We start from the raw sequence: 18,156 nt of genomic DNA, 5'->3' as shown, positions 1-18,156 counted from the left end.
TACAGGTGACTTCGATGTGTTTGATGAGCACCATGGCATGCCTCCGGGGCATTCGATGGTTGTTGTTATGGGATTAGATTGCGCCGTAAATGCCTCGAAGCTTTGATCCGCATCAAATTCACGCGCGGCCGGTATTGCCGTCTGTCCGCGCAGTGGTTCAGTGATAAACATCAAATCCGCGAGGCGCGGGTGGTGGATGATCCAGTGACACTTCCCAACCGCTGAGGTGTTCCATGGACAACCCGCAAAGACTCCTGCTGATCACCTCGCCCCTGATGCGGCGCACCCCGGTTTACGACCGTGCGGCTGCGCTTGCCAAAGCCAAGGGCATGGCCCTGCACATCGTGGCTTTCGACTATCTCGAAGGTTTGGCCACGGCTGGCCTGGCCAATGACCAGGCACTGGCTGTGATGCGTGAAGGCTATGTGCAGCAACACCGTGAATGGCTGGAAACCCAAGCGCTGTCGATGCGCCGCAACGGGGTGACGATCACTACCGAAGTAGTCTGGGTGCAGGATCCGCTGAACGAGATCCTCGTACACCTGCGCGAGCAGGCGTTCGCCATGCTGATCAAGGCCTTCGAGCATGAACCCTGGTGGGTGCGGCCGATGCTCACCTCGCTCGACATTCAGTTGCTGCGGGAAACCCGTATCCCCCTGCATCTGGTGCATCAGGCCAGCCATGTGCTACCGCGCAAGATTCTGGCCGCCGTGGACCTGTCTCGCCCTGAGGACCAGTTCGAGGGGTTCAACGACCAGATCATCAGCGAAGCACTGAAACTGGCCTTACAGTGCAATGCCCAGATCGATTTGCTATATGCCTGCGACGTGTGGGCCATGTACCTGGACGCAGGTGGTAGCCGCGAGCCTTTATCCCCGTTCGACTCCAACCTCGCCCAGACACTGCACGAGGCGCAAAGCGATGCCTTCCAGGCACTAGCCGAGCGCAACGGTATCACCACCGAACACCGCCACCTGCGGTTGGGAGACCCGGCCAAGGTGCTGGCGCTGTTCGTGGAGAATAATGATATCGACGTACTGGTCATGGGCAGCCACCACCATCACGGCATTGGCTGGTTTGTTGGCAGCACTGCGGAGCGGGTATTGCATCGATTGTCCAGCAGCGTACTGGTAATTTCACCGGAGCATTCCAGAGGCCAGTAGGCAAGGCCCGAAAGGGCCTTGTTTTCAGGCGCGAAGGTCAAGTTCGTGAATGATTTCGCTGACATCGCCACCCAGGTAGCGTGAGCTGAACCCCAATCTCTTGGTCAGCCGGTGCATGGCGTAATTGTTCGCCAGGTCCCTGGAGATCATGCAGTGAAAGCCATTGCGCTTCGCGGCCGCGATCAGGTGCTGCATCAGCAGTCGGCCCAACCCCTTGCGTTGCCATTCTTCGTGTACGGCTATGGCGCATTCGCAGAGCCGGCTGCCTGGAACACTGGCATACCGGCTGACCCCGATCTGCCGTAACTGGCCATCTGCATGGACCAGGGCAACGTAGGCTTCGCTCTGGTGATGATCCACTGGCATATGCTGCGCATCCAGGCTCGGAAGGCCGCCACTGAGCCCGGCGATGAAGCGGAAACGCCGTGCCTCGTAGGCGATCGTGCTGAGAAAGCGGCGGTCCCTTTCGCGGTCTTTCTCATGCAGCGGGCGGATCAGTACGGCAGAGCCGTTCGAAAGCTTTTCGATCCAATGCTCGCACGCGTCTGGCTGTTCAGTCTGCTGCCTGTTCATGTCGCCTCCCGGTCACCTGGTCGATGCTTGCTGCAGTGGTTGTACCGTGCTGGGCGGCGCCGGTTCTGACAATCGTCAAGTTCAGGCTCGACGGTGGGTTTTTCTGATCTGCATCAAGCGCGAACCGACCCGTCTTCGGACAATCGCCTACATCATCACGCCAGCCGCGCAAGCCCGGAGGTTCACCATGGGTCAATATCGACAACTGCTGGTGCTGCTCACCGAGGTCGATCCGCATTCGGCCGCATTGCGCAGGGCCCTGGCCCTGGCGCATGTCAGTGGTGCCAGTGTGCATGTGCTGGGCTTGTTCGAACCGACGCAGGAGCACCTGTTGCGCGAAGAGCGATTGAACGAGGCGGATATCCAGCGCCAGTTCGATCACTACCGTGTGCGGCTGGCGGGGGTGGTCGAGCGTCACCGTGGCAGTGGCATCGCCTTGACGGTCGACAGCCTGCAGGCGGACGACATCCGCAGTCAGGCCATCGACTACATCAGCGAACTGCAGCCCGATATGGTCATCAAGGACAGCGAAGCGACGCCAGCCATGGTGCGCCTGTTCCGCACGCCCCTGGATTGCGCCTTGATGCGGGGTTTGAAGGGTGCCACGCACTTCGTGCCGGCGGCCGCGGTGTCGCTGCCCAAGTGCGTGCTGGTCGCCGTTGACACTTCTTTCAGCGAAACGCCCGACGTCCAGGCGTCCTTCAACCGTGGGCTGATCCGTGCCGCGCAGGCGCTGGCACTGCAATGCGATGCGCAGTTGCACCTGCTCTCGGCCTACAACCTGGCAGGCGTGTTCGCCTCGGACATGAACGTCACCCAGGCGTGGATCGATGAGATGCGCAGTGCCTTGAAGGTGCCGTTCGACACCCTGGCGGACGCCGAGGGGGTCGCGGCGGATCGCCGCCACTTCATGGAAGGTGGCCCGGTGCATGTGATTCGCGAGCAGGTCGCTGCGCTGGACATCGACACGGTGGTCATGGGTGTCGTGCAGCCCAAGGGCCTGGACAAGCTACTGGGCGACACTACCGAGCGCATCATCAGCCGCCCACCGTGCAGCGTCCTGGCGTTTCACCCGCAAGCGCTCGAAACCCAGGAGCCCAAGCCATGCAACTGACATTTCTCGGTGGTACCGGGACCGTGACTGGCAGCAAGTTCCTGCTGACTCGCGACAGCAGCCGTGTGCTGATCGACTGCGGGCTGTTTCAAGGCTACAAGCAACTGCGTCTGCGCAACTGGGAACCGTTGTCGGCGGCGCTGAGCGCGCTCGATGCCGTGGTACTGACCCATGCCCATCTCGACCACAGCGGTTATCTTCCGGTGCTCGCGCGGGAGGGCTATACCGGGCCGATCTACGCAACCCCGGCCACTTGTGCCTTGGCCGAGATCCTGTTACTCGACAGTGCCCGGCTGCAGGAGGAGCAGGCCGAGCATGCCAACCGGCACGGCTACTCCAGGCATTCGCCGGCACGCCCGCTTTACACCGAACAGGATGCAAAGCGCGCCTTGGCACTGTTGCGCCCTGTGGCGCTGCATCACCCGATCATGGTCGCGCAGGGCATGGAACTGCTACTGCGTACGGCTGGACACATACTCGGCGCGGCGACGGTGCAGATCAAGGCCGATGGCCAGACCTTGGTCTTCTCCGGCGACCTGGGCCGGCCACAAGACCCGATCATGCGCGCACCGGAACTGATCAGGACGGCAGACGTGCTGCTGGTGGAGTCCACCTATGGCGATCGCCAGCATCCAACCGAATCGACCGAGCAATTCCTGGCCCAGGTCATCAACCAGACCCTCTTGCGTCATGGCATCACCTTGGTGCCGTCGTTCGCCGTTGGCCGTGCCCAGTTGCTGATGTACTACCTGTACAAGCTCAAGCGCGATGGCCTGATACCTGATATCCCGGTCTACCTCAACAGCCCGATGGCCACCGACGCTACCACCCTGTACCAGCAGTTCAGGAGCGAGCATCGATTGACGCCGACCGAATGCGCCGCAATGTGCAGGGGCACGCATATCATCCGTACGGTAGATGAATCGCGGCGTCTGGATCAGCTGCGTGAACCTGCAGTCATCATCGCCGCCAGTGGCATGGCGACCGGTGGACGCGTTCTGCACCACCTCAAGGCGCTGGCACCCAACCCACGCAACAGCATTGTGTTCTCGGGTTTCCAGGCTGGTGGTACGCGCGGCGCCGACATCGTCGCCGGTGCGCCCAGTGTGCGCCTGCATGGCGAAGACGTGCCTGTCCGGGCCCAGGTACATGCCATGGAAAACCTCTCAGCGCATGCCGATGCCGACGAGATCATGGAGTGGTTGCGCGGGTTCGCCCGCCCGCCACGCCAGACCTACGTCATCCATGGCGAGCCGCACGCCGCCGATACGTTACGGCGGCGGATCAGCATCGAGCTCGGTTGGCAGGTGTATGTGCCCGAGTACCAGGAAACCGTTGCCGTTGACCCAGTGCGCTAGCCTGGGTCGGGAGGCTGTCATGGATACACAAGCAAGGGCGAAACTCCGGGCCTGGATGCATCGGCCACGGGCTGGCAAGCTCGGCTTGCCTTCGTGCGCTCGGTGGACCGCATCGTGCAGAGTTGCGCAGCATCCGCATGGCTTGCCCGACAGTGACTTCAATGCGCTACAACCTGGACCGCTACCGGTTGGTGCTGGCTGTGTTCGAATGCGTGCCTCGCCTTGAGGTTGCGCAATGGCACTGGACGCCGCACCCAGACGCCTGAGGTGCCGCCGAACCCTATCGTGGTGCAGGTGACGAAGGAGAAGTACCAGAGCCCCGGCGGTTGCCAAGCAACTCGGCGACCAGGATGCTGGTATCGACGATATCCAACTGCTTCAGGCATCGCACGGGTAGGCGGAAGGGCGCGACGCTGTCAGCCACTAGCACCCGTTCGAACGCGCCGTTGTCAAACAGCTCGCCACCGGTGGTGAACAGACCGTGGGTGGCAGCGGCCAGTATGCGATTGGCTCCGGCCTGCTGGCAGGCCTGGGCAGCGCGTAGCAGCGTCTGCCCCGTACTGATCAGGTCGTCGAACACGATCACAGTGCTGCCTGCCACGTTACCGACCAGATGTTCGCCGCTCAGGCCCGCCTGCTGGCGGTGCTTTTCCATCATGGCCACCGAGACCGGGCGCGCCAGCAGCTCCGCCAGGACCTGGCGAAACTGCTCGGCGCGTTTGATGCCACCGATATCTGGCGACAAAACCGTGACTGCCTGCTCACCGACCAGCGGGGCCAGGTGTTGGGCGAATAGTTGGGTGCATTGCAGGTTCCAGCTCGGGATCCTGTAGGCGTTGTCGAAGGCACTGGGGTTGTGCACGTCCAGCGCAACCACGCGGTCCACGCCGCAGCTTTCCATCAGGCGAGCTACATGGCGGGTGATGGTAGCGTCCTGAAACTCCGCCTTGCGGTCCTTGCGGCCATAACACAGGTAAGGCGTGACTGCCGTCAACTGGCTGGCGCCGGCGTCCTTGAGCGAGCCACAGAAGAACAGCAGACGGCACAGCTTGTCGTGCGCGCTGTGGTGCGCGTCACCATAGAGCGAGTGGAAGACGATGACCGCTCGACCGTCGACCGATTCGACAGGCCAGCACTTGTGTTCTCCGTCCTCGTAGTCGCGCTCTTCATGTTCAGACAGTCTCCAGCCCAGGCGTTGTGCCACGGCATTCCCGTAGGCCTGGCTGCCGTGCAGGGCGAACAGTAACGGCGGTGTGCCATTCATGGACTGCGCTCCAGAGGTCGTTCACAGCAACATAAGCGGCATGCCACTGCGCGGTTTGATGATTATCAAGTCGAGCATAGCCAGCGGGCGGGCACTGGGCAGGTCAAAACATGTGGAAAGCCGCATCGACGATGCCCTTTGCCTTGGTGGGTTAATCGTTTTCGCTCTGCTCAAGGGGGCGAAGACCAGGCTCACTGGCGTATTGACCGAGTTGGTCGAGCTTGGTGGCAGATCACTTCGTCGTCACCGCACTGAACACCGGTACATTCTGCCCTGCGGCGTTCTGCACCAGCATCGCCAGTGGCTGCAGGCCATTGGCGTCAGCGCTGCCACTGCGCACGGTCAGGGTCAGGTTGCCGAAGGCACAGCTCAGGGTAGCGGTGGTGCTGCCGTCGTTGAAGACCAGTTTGATGTTCAGCTCGCTGGTGCTCCAGGTGAAGCCCTGCCTGACCAGGGTCAGGGTCGCCAGGTCGTCGCTGCGGATCAGGGTCCAGGTGCCGGTGGAGGCTCCACGGTCGAACGCGAGCACGTTCCTGATCAGCGGCCCGTTCGTGCCGCCACTGACCTGGCTGGTGGAGACGAAGGTCTGTATGTACCCGGGAGTGCTGTACACGGTCTGCGACTGCGAGGTCATCTGGTCCTGGAACCCGGTGATCAGCAATATCACGTCGCCCGCGCTGTTCAGGCCGATGGTCTGTGGCGACTGGCCCGGCGTGCCATTGAGCTGCTGGGTCTTGACGTTGCTCGCCTGCCATTTGCCGGTGACCTGTACGTTGGGGTTGGCGCCCTCGAATGCAGCAACCCGCGGGCTCACCGAGAAGCTATTGATCACCGGTGCATTGGCGATGACGCTGACAGTCTGCTGGGCATTGGGCACCTTGTTGCCGTTGAAGTCGTAGCCGTCGAGGGTGTAAGTCACGGTGTCGTCCGGCTGCGGGTCCGGCTCCCAGGCGCTGGCGTTGGCCGGCACCACGACCTGGTAGGGCTTGTTGTCCTGGCTCCAGCTGATGGTGCGCTTGGACAGGGCGAAGGTTTGCCAGTTCAGCTGCACCGGCGTGCCCTGCCTGATCACGCTGGCGTTGAGGGTCATGAAGCGCAGGATGCCCGGGGTCGGCGCCTGCTTGACCAGCGCCACGGTCTGGTAGCCGTCCTGGTAGCCGGGAATGTTGCTCCATTGCAGGTAGGCCAGGGTGGTGCCGGCCTTGAGCTGGGTGACGATGTTGCCCAGCATGAATTCGAAGCTGGCCTGTTCGCCGGTGCCGAGGATCTGCTTGTTGGTCAGCTGGTCCGGTGTCAGGGTCCAGCTCGGTGAGCCCTGGGTACTGGGCGCGATGGACCAGCGGTTGCCGTAGTCCTGCACGGTCTGGCGGGTGAAGCTGGCGGCCCGCTCCGCCGTGGTGAGGGCGCCGAAGCCGTCGCCTTTGTCGGCATAGACGAAGGACAGGGTGAAGCTCGGCGCCTGGGGGCCCCAGGGCACGTCCTCCGGCACGATGGGCGTGTCCGGCGATGGGTTGCTCAGGCGGAACACCAGCGAGCAGGTCATTGGCGAATCGGCCTTCTCGGTGATGTAGATGACGTTGCCGCCATTCAGGGCGAAAACCAGGTTCAGCGGCAGCAGCTTGCCCGGATCGTTCTGCGCCATCACCGGCAATTGCACCGAGTCGCCGTCGCCGAACCAGCAATCGACGGTCACCTGGCGCGGGCCGGGCTGGCCGTTGATGTTGACCCCGTCCAGGGTCACGGTCAGTTTCGCCTTGTCCTTGAAGGTACTGTTCTCTGCCTGGGCCAGGCACCACACCGGCCCCTGCGGGGTGTTCTGGAACTGCGGGGTCCAGCCTGGGCAACTGATCTGCACCGTGGCCGGGTCGCTGACCAGGCTGCCGAGGAACAGGTACAGCAGGCTGGTGTTGCTGTCAGCCTCGGTCTCCAGCACCGGTGGGCTGCCGACCAGCTCCAGGTCGGCGCCGCTAGCGTTGGTCAGGGTCAGAGTCAGGGTCTGCGCCTGGTTCAGGTAAGCCACGGGCTTGCCGTCCTTGTTGGCGATGCTGTACTCGATGGCACTCATCCGGGTCACTCCCTACCGTTGTCGCGGACCAGCCGCAGCCAGCCTTCTTCGATGCGTTGCGGGGACGCCAGGGTCGCGGTGGGCACCGCCGAGCCGGGCGTGAGGTTGCTCCAGCCGGTGGCGCCCGGGTTACGCGTCACCCATTCCCAGATGAACCCGTTTTCCTGCGGCACCGGTACCGGCATCACCGTGCCGGCGCCGACCATCGGCGTGGTCAGGAAGGTCACCGCGATCGCGTCGAGCGCTGGCTGCCACTGGGCGCGGGGGATGCAGATGGTCTTCACCGGGACGATGCCGGCGGTGGCGTTCACCGAGCCGTGAGGGTCGATGAGCAGGGTCAGGGCCAGGCCGTCGCCGCTGTCGGAGGCGGGGACCGGGCTCAGTGAGGTCTTGCTCACATCGACTGGCACCACGCCATTGCCTCCGCTGGCCGCTGGCGAGTAGAAGGTGGTCCATTGGTCGGCGCTGCCGTCCTCGACGAAGTAGCCCACCAGGCCATCGTCATATACCCCGAGGTCGCCCAGGCGCACCGGGAATTTCACGTTGCCGATGCCAGCGCTGGGCCGCGGCTGGCCCGGGCTCAGGCCGACGCTGGCGGCGAAGGCCGGCCAACTGTTGTCGGCGGCGGGCTGGCCTTGCAGTTCCAGGCGCAGGGCAGCACGGACCACCGCCAGCGGCCGGCCGATCAGCACGCTCAGGCTCGGGTCGGCAGTCGGCGCGGCCGGGCCGCTGGCTCCGCTGGCCTGGTCGAGGGTGGCGAGCAGGGCCTGGAGGAAGCCCAGGCCCTGCGGTTGGTTGTAGAGGGCACGGACGAAGTTGGCCAGGTAAGGGTTGATCGAGGCCATCACCTGGTCGAACGGCCGGGACCAGTTGGCGCTACCTGGCGCACCCTGCCAGCGCGGGCCGACGGTATTCAGCGAGCCGATCGGCGAGCCGTCGGCGTCGTACACGGTGAGGTTGTCGTCAAGGTGGTTGAAAAGCACCCAGCCGCAGATCGGCGCCGGGCCCTGGTCGGAGCACTCGGCCTGGCCATCCTCGGCGCTGAGCCAGCGGAATTGCAGGCGCGCCGGCTGGGTCAGGCGCGGCGGCAGGACAATCTTGCCGTTGTCGACCACCTCGCCACCGGCAAGGCGCTGCTTGAGGCGCTGGGCGATGATCGGCGTCGGCTTCGGCAAATCTACCGCCTGGCCGTAAGCGTCAACCAGGCGCAGACGGTTGATTCGCAGTTCGCCGCAGCGCAGCGGGTTGAAGCCGTTGTTTGGCGCCGGTGAGGCGACGTTGAAGCCGTCGATCGCCGGGGCCACCTGGGTGTTGGTGAAGTTGCGCAGGATCAGCGACGGGCTCAGCGCGTCCACCACCGGCAGTTGCAGGGTCTGGCTGCGCATCAGCAGGCCCTGGTTGAAGCCGGTCAGGCTCTGCGCCATGGCCTGCAGGTCGAGTTGGCCGAGGATGCCTTGCAGGACCTTGGCATTGGGGTCGTCCGGGTAGTTCTTGAGGTAGACCTCGATCTGCGATTGCAGGTTGAGTTCGGTGCGCCCAGCCAGGGTCAGGGTGCCGGAATAGGTCTGGAACGCAGGATCGGGTGTCAGCCCGGTGACGGCGTCGAAGTCCAGGCCGTCCGGATCGAGGGTGAAGGAGCCGGTCACCGCGTCGGCGACATAGTCGTCCCCGCTACCGGCCAGGCCGACGCGGTGGTAGGGGTAGAACAGCACTTCCCAGTTGAGGAAGGTCGGTAGCCAGGGTTGCGACCAGGTGCTCAGGCCCACCGGTGACGGTGCGTTGCCGACCAGGGCCACCGCCGTATTGGCGGCGCCGCTGCGGGCGTCGGCCGCCAGCAGGTGCTGGCCACGGGCGGCGCGCTGGGCGCTGGCGATCTGTTCTGCCAGGGTGTCGCTGGCGATCGCCGCCAGGCGCTGCGCGCCGTTGCCCTGGGTGAACTGCCGGGCCAGGTCCGAGGCGCGTAGCGGGTCGAGGGTCAGCGATTCGGCCAGTAGCGCACCGAGTTCCGGCGGATAACTGGCGCCCGCCGGTGCGCTGGCCAGCGTCACATCAGGGGTGAACAGTGAGCCATGCACGCGCAGACCACTGACCAACTGGTTGCCGGTCCGGCAACCGAGCAGGCCCTCGGCATGGAACCGACCATCGCCGCCATGCCGCGCCGATGCCTGGGTGGTGGGCCGTCCGGCCAGCAGGATCACCGGATCGGCCGGCTGCCAGAAGCGCGCTGCCGAGGATGGCTTGAGTTCCCAGCCGGTGCCGAGGGTCTTCTGCAGGGCGGCCAGGGCGCTGTCGATCTGGGTCTGCAGGGTAGCGATGCTGCCGCTGCTGGTCTTGCTGCCCGCCAGCGCGGTCACCGCCGACAGGTCGTAGTTCTTGATGAAGGCACGGGCCTGGTCGGCGGTGAGTGCGGTCGGGTTGGCCTTGTTGAACTGCAGGAGCATGAACTTGGCCCAATCGACGAACAGCTGCTGGCGCAGGGCATCAAGGTCGGCGCTCTGGCCGTCGAGGCTGCGCTGCAGGCGGTTTACCCGCTCCAACTGCTCCACGGCATCGTCCGGCAACTGACCGTTGGCCGCGGACGGATCGGCGCCTGGCGCGGTGATTTGGCGTGCCAGCCACACGGTGCCGCCGGGGTAGGTGGCGAAGCCGGCCTGGTGCACCGCTTCGTCGGCCGCAGCCGCGCCGCCGACCTTGCCCAGTTCGTGGAGCAGCCCCTGCTGGAACACGTTGAGCAGGGTTTCCAGGTCGGCCACCCCGGGGTTGCGCGCCTGGATCAGCGCCGCCACCGCCTCGGCGGTATTGTCGGCGATGACCACGTCGATGCCGTCGGCGCTCGGCGGGGTCAGCCAGGCTCGTTGTGGATCCCAGGTCAGGCCGCTCAGCAGGCCGTTGCACACGGTACGGTTGGGCACGTCGGGGCTACCGCTGACCGCCCATTCCAGGGTCTGGGCGATATAGGCCTGGCGCGCCTCCACGGTGGTGGCGCTGGCCGGATAGACCAGGGTCGTCAGCGGGTCGCTGGCGCTGTTGGCGTACCAGCCCACCACCGAGTAGGACAGCAGCGTCTCGGCGGTGAAGGCCTTGGCGTCGTCATCGTCCAGCGGGTCCCAGAACGAAAACACGTTGGGGCAGTTCGGATACGCCGCGGCATAGGCCGGGGTGCCGTAGCCCACGGTGGTGTTACTGCTGGCATAGGTGCCGCCGTTGCGCCCGGCCCAGTCGGCCTGGCGGTAGACCCGCCCCTGGAACAGGAACGGCTGGCTGGCCCCGGTCAGGTCCGGGGTCACCGGCACTGCCCGCGAATAGATATTCTGCGGCAGGGTCTGGTCCTGCACCTGCTGCAACTGGTCGCTCTCGATCACCCAGGCAGTCTGCACCGTTCTGCCGTCGGCGTTGCCGCCGGCGAAACGGGTCACCAGCCACAGGTTCGGTGCCTGCAGGAAGGCCACCTTGCCACCGTCGGTACGGCCACGAGCGAGGCTGTCGGGTAGCGCCCAGTGCAGGTGGATACCAGGCTGCATGGCGTCCTGGCTGTCGACCGCGTCGAATGGCTTGGGCAACAGGTTCTGCGCCAGGTAGGGGCCCACCGCCTGGGTCGTCGGCATCAGGGCGAAGTTGCTGGCCACCGCGGCGAAACCATTGACCGCGCTGGCGTCGGGTTTGCCGATGACCAGGGCGGTGACATCGATGGGGACGATCAGACCGCTGTCGCTCATGCCGAAACCTCCTTGTCTTGATTGCTGAAGCGCACGGTCTGCACGCCTTCCACCAGCTCCAGGGCGAACTCCGCCGGGGTGAACGGACGCTGGGTACCGTCCGGGGCGAGGTTGGCGTTGCTGGTCACCAGCTGCGCCTGCAGGCTCTTCGCCAGGTCGGCAATCTTCAGCACGCGCTTGCCACCACCGGCGGCGCGGTAGCCGACGGCGACGCTGGCGCCGTCAATCTGGTCGCCGGGACGGGTGTTGGCCGGTGCAGTCTTGGGCACGGTGACATAGCGCAGCGACTTGCTCGCCTGGCCGATATCGACGCCGAAGTGCATGGCTTCGGACGGCTCGCCGATATCGACATGGCAGATCTGCCCGGTGGTCATGAACAGCAGCACGGTGGGCGCCAGCACCTGCTGGCGCAGCACGCCGTCGAGCAGCGAGCCGTTGGCGTCGTAGGCGCGCACCTCGATGCCCGGCCAGCCGCTGACCACGTTGGAGCGCAGGACGAAGCCGCTGACCGTGGTCGCCGGCGACACCGCCGCGTACAGGCGCGCCACCAGCTGGGCGTCGATGTCGGCGTCGAAGGTGCAGGAGCGGCCGATGCTGGTGGCGCCTTCGAGCAGGGCATTGATCCAGTTCGGGTCGAGGACGAAGAAGCGGATCGACTCCGCCGGCAGCATGGCCTCGTCCGGCACCAGGTAGCCGAAGGGCAGGCCCTTGAGAACGGCGAGGCTGCCCAGCCACTGGGTGAGTTCGTCGGGCACCGGGTCGCTGCTGTTGGCGCGCAGGAGGCCGGACTGTGGCTCGGCGACCATGGCCTGCAGGTTGAGGAACTGACTGTTGCGCTGGGCGAGCCGGGTCATTCTGCGGTCTCCGACGAGCTGGAGGAGCGGGCGCACTGGGCGGCCAGGGATTCTGCGATCAGGCCGATGGCCAGGCCGCGCAGGCCGGGCTGGCTGGTAGGTGCGGCACTCAGTGCGCGCAACGCCGAGTTCGGCGTCACCGAGGCCTGCAGGCGCAAGCTGAGGACCTGGGTTTCGCTGTTTTGCGCCACCTTGCGCGCTTCGTTGCGTTTCCACGCGTAGAGGGTGCTGGCGAACAGGGCGTTCTGCAGGGCCAGGCCACGGCCGATCTGCCAGGCAGCGGCGTAGGTGACGTCCATCAAGCCGCTGGCCGGATCGAAGCGCACCGCCTGGTCGGCCACCACCAGTGGCGCGGCACCCGGTGGCGGGACGATGACTGGCGACGAGGAAAATGGCAGTAACGGGCCGCGGTACCACGACACCGTAGTGTCGCCAAGACGGGTCTGGTGGTTCATCGCCGTGTAGCCCATGGCGAAGGCGTTGCCAACGGCCTGCCCGGTGCTGCCGCTGGCGTTCACCGGGGCGGGCAGCCGCAGCGGTGCGCAATCAACGCCTTCGAGGTAGCCGCTGAAGGTTTCCTGTGGGTCGAGGGAGGTAAACGACCAGCTTGCCAGCGACACCAGGCGTAGTTTGTCCGCCGTGCCGCCGGCGGCCAGGGTCAGCGCCGCGGCGGTTTCGCCGTCGCCGGTGGGCAGGTAGCGCGCCAGGCCTTCCAGGGAGACCAGGTGCACCACACATTTCTGGTTCGGTGCCGGCAGGCGGTTGCCCACCACCACCGAGAAGTTGCCTTCCTGCTCGTCGTCGTCCTGCGCCTGCTTCTGGGTCAGCACCACGCTGCGAGCGTGGGCCAGCCAGTCCAGTTCGTCGAGGGTCGGGGCGATGGCGGCGAACAGGTCGGCCGGTACGTCGATCACCTGGCAGGGGTCATACCACTGCTCGCCGGTGGCCAGGGTGAAGGTGGGTGCATTGCCTGCGGTGCCGAGCAGGGCGTAGCCGTCCGGGTAGCTGGCGGTGCTGGCCGGCAGGCTGCTGGGCGTCGACTTGCCAGCCTTGGCCGCTTCGGCGCTGTGCGGGAACGCCTGGCGTTGCAGGTCGCCGGCCAGCACCGATTGCAGTGGCGGCGCTTCGTCCAGCTCGAACAACAGCAGAGCCAGCCACGCGGCGTTGTCCGCCTCCAGCTCAGGCGAGCGCTCCCAGGGCAGGGTGCGACGCTTGAAGATCACGTGGGGCAGCACGTTCTGGTATTCGCCCTGGTTGTCCGGCGGCGGGAAGCGCGACACCAGCTCGCTGTCGTCGAGGCGGAAGCGTTCGCCACGCACGGCGAAATGCCGGGTGTTGACAAAGGCTTCGTCGAAGGCGGCATCGGCGGTGGCGTTCGGGTCGCTGTTCTGCAGGTGCTGTGTAACGGTGATGCTGTAGCTGCCGGCGGTCAGCGGCGGCAGCCAGTGGGCAACGAACTGTACGCTGCCGTCGCTCAACGGCGTGGAAGAGGCCTTGATCATGAACGGACGGCTCCTGAGGAGGTGGTGGGTTGGGCGCCGAGCACCGAGAGCTGGGGCGCGCTGAGCAGGGTGTTGGCGGCGTTCTGTGCCAGCAGGTCGACATTGACCTGGGTGCTCACCGTGACCCCGGCTGCGGCCAACTGGGCCAGGATGGCGCTGCGGGCGTTGGCCACGGTGGTGTTGGTCAGGGCGCTGGTGAACTGGCCCATGGCGTTGGCCTGGTCATAGCCGGTGGCGGCGGGCACGGTGGGGGCGATCCAGGTCACCACGCGGCTGGCCTCGATTTCCTCGCGCAGCACGCTCAGCTGGATTGGCAGCGGGGTGACGTCGGGGTTGTCGGCCTTGGCCTTGATGCGCAGGCCGGTCATTGCGTTGGGAATGGCGCGCTGGGCCGTGTCGTTCAGGTTGCTCAGGCTTGGGTCGAGGGCGGCGTTGACGGACCAGGTCGCTGCCGGCAGGTTTTCCACCACGGCGCTGACGTCGACGCGGATGTCCTCCGCGCTCATCTCGCCGTCGAGCTTGCTGATCACCACGGTATGGCTGGACTCGAAGTAGTCGTTGTTGACCCCCACCGGGCCTACACCGAACGCCGTGTTGCTGGCCGTGATGTTCTGCGCGGCGCCGGCCCCGGTGTAGCTGGCCTGCTTGCTCGGCAGGGCGCACCAGGTGGTCAGCTCGAAGCGTTCCGGGTCGAGCACCCAGTCCATGTCGTTGACGCCGGCGAGGTCTTTGAGCAGGCCGTTGGCGACCCGCACCAGGCACACTGAGTCGGTCTGTTGCACCGGCGTGGCGGCGTTGAGGCTGGCCGGCAGGGCGGCGAGCAGCAGGGCCCGCGGTGCGGCCTTCGGCGCGCTGCCGCCACCGGGCAGGAACGAGCTCTTGAAGTCGCTCCACTGGATCGGCTTGACCTCGTTCCTGTTACTGTCACCGAAGCTGATGGTGATGCTGATCACGTACAGGTCGGCGGTGGCGGTGCCGGCGAATTCCGGGCCCCACAGCTGGATCTGCACGCCGACATGGACGCTGACGGTGAACGAGGTGATGCCGATGTCAACCTTGTACGAGGCGCCGAGGCTGACGCCGATGTCGGCGGCGTAGTGGAATGGCTTCCAGCCCAGCAGGAAGTCCACCCAGGCCTTGAACCAGGCGCGCAGATCACCGCTCTGCCACACCGCCTCCAGGCTGCCGCCAGCCATCACCGCCGACGGCACCAAGGCGAAGTAGAGGCCGCCCTTGACCGTCAGTTCACGGGTGATGTTCCAGTTGAAGCCCAGGCGCGGTACGTCCGGGTACCAGTCCGGCTTGCTGAACGCCGGGTGGTAGCCGCCGAGGGAGACGACGAAGTCGCCGGCCTTGTAGCCGTAAGGGTTATCCGGGTTGTCCTTGGTCCAGGCGGCCACGGCGAAACCACCAGTGAGGTGGCAGTCGCGGGAAAGGATGAAGGAGTTGGCGGTGAGTTGCGCACCGAGGAACAGAGTGCCACGGTTGAAGTTGTAGGACGCCTTCAGCACCAGCTCGGCATAACCGATCGGCGACGAGGTCTGCGGCGGCACCGACACCGAGGCCAGGCCGAGCAAGGCGATCTCGAACTCGTTGCCCAGCTTGCCGGCGGCAAGGATGAAGCCCTTGATCATCTGGAACGAAGCAACCCGCACGCCAAGGGCAAGGAAATAGTCGCCATAGGAAGGCGGCACGTACTCGTGCATCACCTTCAGCGCCTGCGAGGCATCCTTGCCGGCGAACGGCGAACCGCCGTTGACCGCGGCGATCAGCGGCATCTGTTCGAGCTTGTCGAGGCCAGGGATGATCAGGTCGCGGTTGAAGCCGAAGCCTGCCGCCAGTGCATCCACCTGGAGGAAGGGCGGGCCGCCGATGGGGGCGGCGAGCACGGCGTAGGCGAACAACGACGGCGAGCCATCGAGGGAGGCGTAGGAGGCCATGGCCGAGAGCTGGAAACTCGGCACCTTGAGCATCAGCTGGCCGTCGTACTCGGTGACTTCGTTGCCCTTGGCATCCTCGGTGACCACCTTGAGCAGGCCGCCGTTGATGGTTACCGAGCCGTTGTCGTAGCCGATGAACAGGCCGTCGAGAGAGGCACCGTCGGGATTCGGCGGCAGCACCGGGCGGAAGGCGATGGCCGCGCCGATCAGGTCGATCTCGATGCCGCCCATGGCGAAACCGCCGTCGAGCATCAACCACACGCGCTGCTCGCGGTAGGCCACGCCGACCCGGCTGAGGCTGATCGGGCCGAAGCTCTTCTGCACATTGACCCACTTGCCCTGAGCCTTGGCGGTACCGGCAGGTACCGGCGCGGTGTCTTCGTTGGCCGCGGCAAGCCGCGCCTGCTTCGGCTTCGATGGCTTGGCGAAGGCCAGTTGCAGCGGCTTGGCCGGCTGGTCGCCGAGCATCAGGTTGGCCGACAGCACCACCCGGCCCTCGACGCTGAGCGCCGGGACCTGCGGCTGGCCCTTGGGAATCACCGCATTGACTGCGTCGACCTGGTCCTTGTCGAATACTGCAGAGGCGATCACCAGCCCCATGCCGTCCAGGCCGACCTGCTGGATCGACGCCAGTTCGTTGCCGACCACCGGCAACTGCGAGATATCTGCTTCCACGGCGATGTCCACCACCGCCGCGTAGATCCGCCCCTGGTCGCTGGGCACACTGACCATGCTCACCGCGACCTTCTCGGTGCTGGCGGTAAGTACCAACTGCGACTTGTTGAAGTCGTAGGTGAACGAGGCCTGCTTGAGTACAGGCAGCAGTTCCGCCGGCACCCCGGAGAGGTCGATGGCGAAGGTCTGGGCCAGGTCGACCAGGGCCAGGGTCTTGCCGGCGGTGGGTACCAGCTCGGCGCGCAGCATCTTGACCTTGCTGTCCTGGGTGAAGGTGACGCCAAAGGTGGCCGCGCCGATCACCACCTTGCCGTTGAAGTTACCTTCCCAGGCGGTATTGGGTTTCGACAGTTCAAGGTCGACGCTGAAGTCAAGCTCGGTGCCGGCGATGGGGAAGCTGCCCTCGCAGGCGAAAGTGAATTTCGAGGCGCCGGTGTCGAGGCTGACCGCCAGGTTCTGCAGCTCCAGCTCGCTGATGGCGGCGGGGCAGGTCACGTTGAATTGCCGGGTGAGGTCGTTGATCAGTTTGCCGATGGCTAGCGGCTGGCCGTACGCGGTGCTGCCAGAGATCTTCCAGCCCTTGTCGTAGGCCGCTGCGACGGCAATATCGACGCCGGCCAGGGTCAGGTTGGCATTCATCGAGCCAGTGGTGGCGTCACTGGTTTTCACGATGTTCACATCGACGTTGTTCAGTGCCAGCGGGCCGGCGCTGAACACCTCGCTCATGCCCAGGGCGAAGCTGTAGCTGCCTTCCGCCGGCACAGTGTCGAAGGCCAGCTTGGTCACCGTGGTATCGGGGAAGCCGCCGGCATCACCGAGGTACTGGATCAGCACGTCGCGGATCTTCACCGGGGTCATCGGCGACAGATTGCCGCCCAGTTGCAGTGGAGGCAGGCCGATGGACAGCAGCAGGTCGGCCGGGGCCTGGTTGAAGGTGAAGGGCAGGGTGGCGCTGACGCTGGCATTGAGCAACTGGCGCTGCTGCCAGTCAAAGGCAATCTCGACGCTGTCCAGCACCAGATTGGCCAGCGGTAGTTTGGCCACCGCGTCGCTCACCGCGGTGGCTGCGGCATCGCCTGCGATCAGCCCGGCAAGGGCGGCTAGGGCCGGCTGGCGGTTACCGTCGGCGCTGACCAGGATGGCCACCTGGCTGCTGCCATTGAGACTGACGGTCACTGTCCATGGCTGGCCGCCGATCTGCAGGCTGCCGCCTACCGTGCCGCTGAGGCGGGTGACGCTCTGGTCCATTTCGGTCTGGCTGGCGCTGGTCAGGGTCACCCAGGCGCCGGTAAGGCTGGGGCCGCCCTGGACCAGCGACCAGTCGCCGCTGACCCCGGTGGTGATTGCGCAGCGTGTGTCGTCATTGCCGCCATAACTGGCGACCACCTCGATCTGCTTGAACGGCATGTCGGCGAACAGCGGCAGGTCTACCGGCAGCCAGCCGCCGAAGCGGTTGGCGAAGGCAAAGTTGCCTACCGCCAGCAGCGGCAGGCGGCTGTCCGGCGGGGTCAGGTCGAGGACCAGGGCGTTGTTGTCGTCGAGGCTGCCGCTGAAGGTCAGGCTGCTCTGGCCGAGGGTCGCGCTGGCGACGCTGCTCAGGCTGGCGCTGATGGCCTGGCCCTGGGCGCTCTGGGTGAAGGTCAGGGTCAGCTGGCAGAGGCTGGGGTTGGCGCCGAGGCCGTTGAGCGTCCATTCGCCGCTGGGCGTGCCGCTGACGCTGAAACTGGCCGGCCAGGCGCTGCCGGGGTCGCTGATGCTGGTGCTGGCCAGGGTCACGTTGCAGGCACCGAACAGACTATCCAGGGCGCTGATACCCGTGGTTCCAGCGCCCAGGGCAAGGCTGCCGGCGGTGTCGATCTTCTGCTTGAGCTGGGCCTGCAACTGGCTCAGGTCCTGCGTAACGGCATTCATGGCGGTCATAGGGTGGTGCCT

The 18,156-nt window shown here is 65.6% G+C and carries 10 protein-coding genes; 3 read left to right on the top strand and 7 right to left on the bottom strand.

Going from position 1 to position 18,156, the window contains the following annotated elements:
• The first annotated feature begins 233 nt into the window (after positions 1-233).
• Positions 234-1,163: a universal stress protein gene (locus tag A4C63_RS22875; protein WP_063914721.1), complete on the top strand. Its 930-nt coding sequence runs from the start codon at positions 234-236 to the stop codon at positions 1,161-1,163.
• Between the two features lie 24 nt (positions 1,164-1,187).
• Here A4C63_RS22875 and A4C63_RS22870 read toward each other — a convergent pair whose 3' ends face one another.
• The gene (locus tag A4C63_RS22870; RefSeq protein ID WP_063914720.1) at positions 1,188-1,736 is read right to left on the bottom strand and encodes a GNAT family N-acetyltransferase; all 549 of its coding nucleotides are present in this window, start codon (positions 1,734-1,736) and stop codon (positions 1,188-1,190) included.
• A gap of 187 nt (positions 1,737-1,923) precedes the next feature.
• Between A4C63_RS22870 and A4C63_RS22865 the strand changes: the two genes are divergently transcribed.
• The gene (locus A4C63_RS22865; RefSeq protein ID WP_063914719.1) at positions 1,924-2,850 is read left to right on the top strand and encodes a universal stress protein; all 927 of its coding nucleotides are present in this window, start codon (positions 1,924-1,926) and stop codon (positions 2,848-2,850) included.
• Positions 2,841-4,208, top strand: a complete 1,368-nt coding sequence (locus A4C63_RS22860; RefSeq protein WP_063914718.1) for an MBL fold metallo-hydrolase RNA specificity domain-containing protein — start codon at positions 2,841-2,843, stop codon at positions 4,206-4,208. The genes A4C63_RS22865 and A4C63_RS22860 overlap by 10 nt, the downstream gene beginning before the upstream one ends.
• 280 nt (positions 4,209-4,488) lie before the next feature.
• Here the strand turns inward: A4C63_RS22860 and A4C63_RS22855 are convergent, their stop codons facing one another.
• The 6 genes from A4C63_RS22855 to A4C63_RS22830 all read right to left on the bottom strand — a co-directional run bounded on the left by A4C63_RS22855 (position 4,489) and on the right by A4C63_RS22830 (position 18,144).
• Positions 4,489-5,472 (bottom strand): ribose-phosphate pyrophosphokinase, encoded by a 984-nt coding sequence (locus A4C63_RS22855; RefSeq protein WP_063914717.1) that lies wholly within the window; start codon positions 5,470-5,472, stop codon positions 4,489-4,491.
• A 232-nt stretch (positions 5,473-5,704) separates the two neighbouring features.
• Positions 5,705-7,537: a hypothetical protein gene (locus tag A4C63_RS22850; RefSeq protein WP_063914716.1), complete on the bottom strand. Its 1,833-nt coding sequence runs from the start codon at positions 7,535-7,537 to the stop codon at positions 5,705-5,707.
• A 5-nt stretch (positions 7,538-7,542) separates the two neighbouring features.
• Positions 7,543-11,253, bottom strand: coding sequence for a hypothetical protein (locus A4C63_RS22845; protein ID WP_063914715.1), 3,711 nt, complete (start codon positions 11,251-11,253; stop codon positions 7,543-7,545).
• Positions 11,250-12,107 carry a hypothetical protein gene (locus A4C63_RS22840; RefSeq protein WP_063914714.1) on the bottom strand — a complete coding sequence of 286 codons (858 nt, stop codon included), beginning with the start codon at positions 12,105-12,107 and terminating at the stop codon, positions 11,250-11,252. The genes A4C63_RS22845 and A4C63_RS22840 overlap by 4 nt, the downstream gene beginning before the upstream one ends.
• Positions 12,104-13,609: a hypothetical protein gene (locus tag A4C63_RS22835; RefSeq protein ID WP_063914713.1), complete on the bottom strand. Its 1,506-nt coding sequence runs from the start codon at positions 13,607-13,609 to the stop codon at positions 12,104-12,106. Before A4C63_RS22835 ends, A4C63_RS22840 begins: the two co-directional genes overlap by 4 nt.
• A complete protein-coding gene (locus A4C63_RS22830) occupies positions 13,606-18,144 on the bottom strand; it encodes a DUF6603 domain-containing protein (protein WP_063914712.1) in 4,539 nt (1,512 codons plus the stop codon). The genes A4C63_RS22835 and A4C63_RS22830 overlap by 4 nt, the downstream gene beginning before the upstream one ends.
• Between the last annotated feature and the right edge of the window lie 12 nt (positions 18,145-18,156).

The sequence above is a fragment of the Pseudomonas sp. p21 genome, assembly GCF_001642705.1.
GTDB lineage: Bacteria > Pseudomonadota > Gammaproteobacteria > Pseudomonadales > Pseudomonadaceae > Aquipseudomonas.
The sequence above is the reverse complement of the archived record's forward strand: the minus strand, read 5'-3'. Positions and strand labels throughout refer to the sequence as shown.

Excerpts from the sequence above, each read along its gene's own strand:
- A4C63_RS22870 (WP_063914720.1), bottom strand. The coding sequence starts at position 1,736 with ATGAACAGGCAGCAGACTGAACAGCCAGACGCGTGCGAGCATTGGATC.
- A4C63_RS22830 (WP_063914712.1), bottom strand. The coding sequence starts at position 18,144 with ATGACCGCCATGAATGCCGTTACGCAGGACCTGAGCCAGTTGCAGGCC.
- A4C63_RS22845 (WP_063914715.1), bottom strand. The coding sequence starts at position 11,253 with ATGAGCGACAGCGGTCTGATCGTCCCCATCGATGTCACCGCCCTGGTC.
- A4C63_RS22840 (WP_063914714.1), bottom strand. The coding sequence starts at position 12,107 with ATGACCCGGCTCGCCCAGCGCAACAGTCAGTTCCTCAACCTGCAGGCC.
- A4C63_RS22855 (WP_063914717.1), bottom strand. The coding sequence starts at position 5,472 with ATGAATGGCACACCGCCGTTACTGTTCGCCCTGCACGGCAGCCAGGCC.
- A4C63_RS22860 (WP_063914718.1), top strand. The coding sequence starts at position 2,841 with ATGCAACTGACATTTCTCGGTGGTACCGGGACCGTGACTGGCAGCAAG.
- A4C63_RS22865 (WP_063914719.1), top strand. The coding sequence starts at position 1,924 with ATGGGTCAATATCGACAACTGCTGGTGCTGCTCACCGAGGTCGATCCG.
- A4C63_RS22850 (WP_063914716.1), bottom strand. The coding sequence starts at position 7,537 with ATGAGTGCCATCGAGTACAGCATCGCCAACAAGGACGGCAAGCCCGTG.
- A4C63_RS22875 (WP_063914721.1), top strand. The coding sequence starts at position 234 with ATGGACAACCCGCAAAGACTCCTGCTGATCACCTCGCCCCTGATGCGG.
- A4C63_RS22835 (WP_063914713.1), bottom strand. The coding sequence starts at position 13,609 with ATGATCAAGGCCTCTTCCACGCCGTTGAGCGACGGCAGCGTACAGTTC.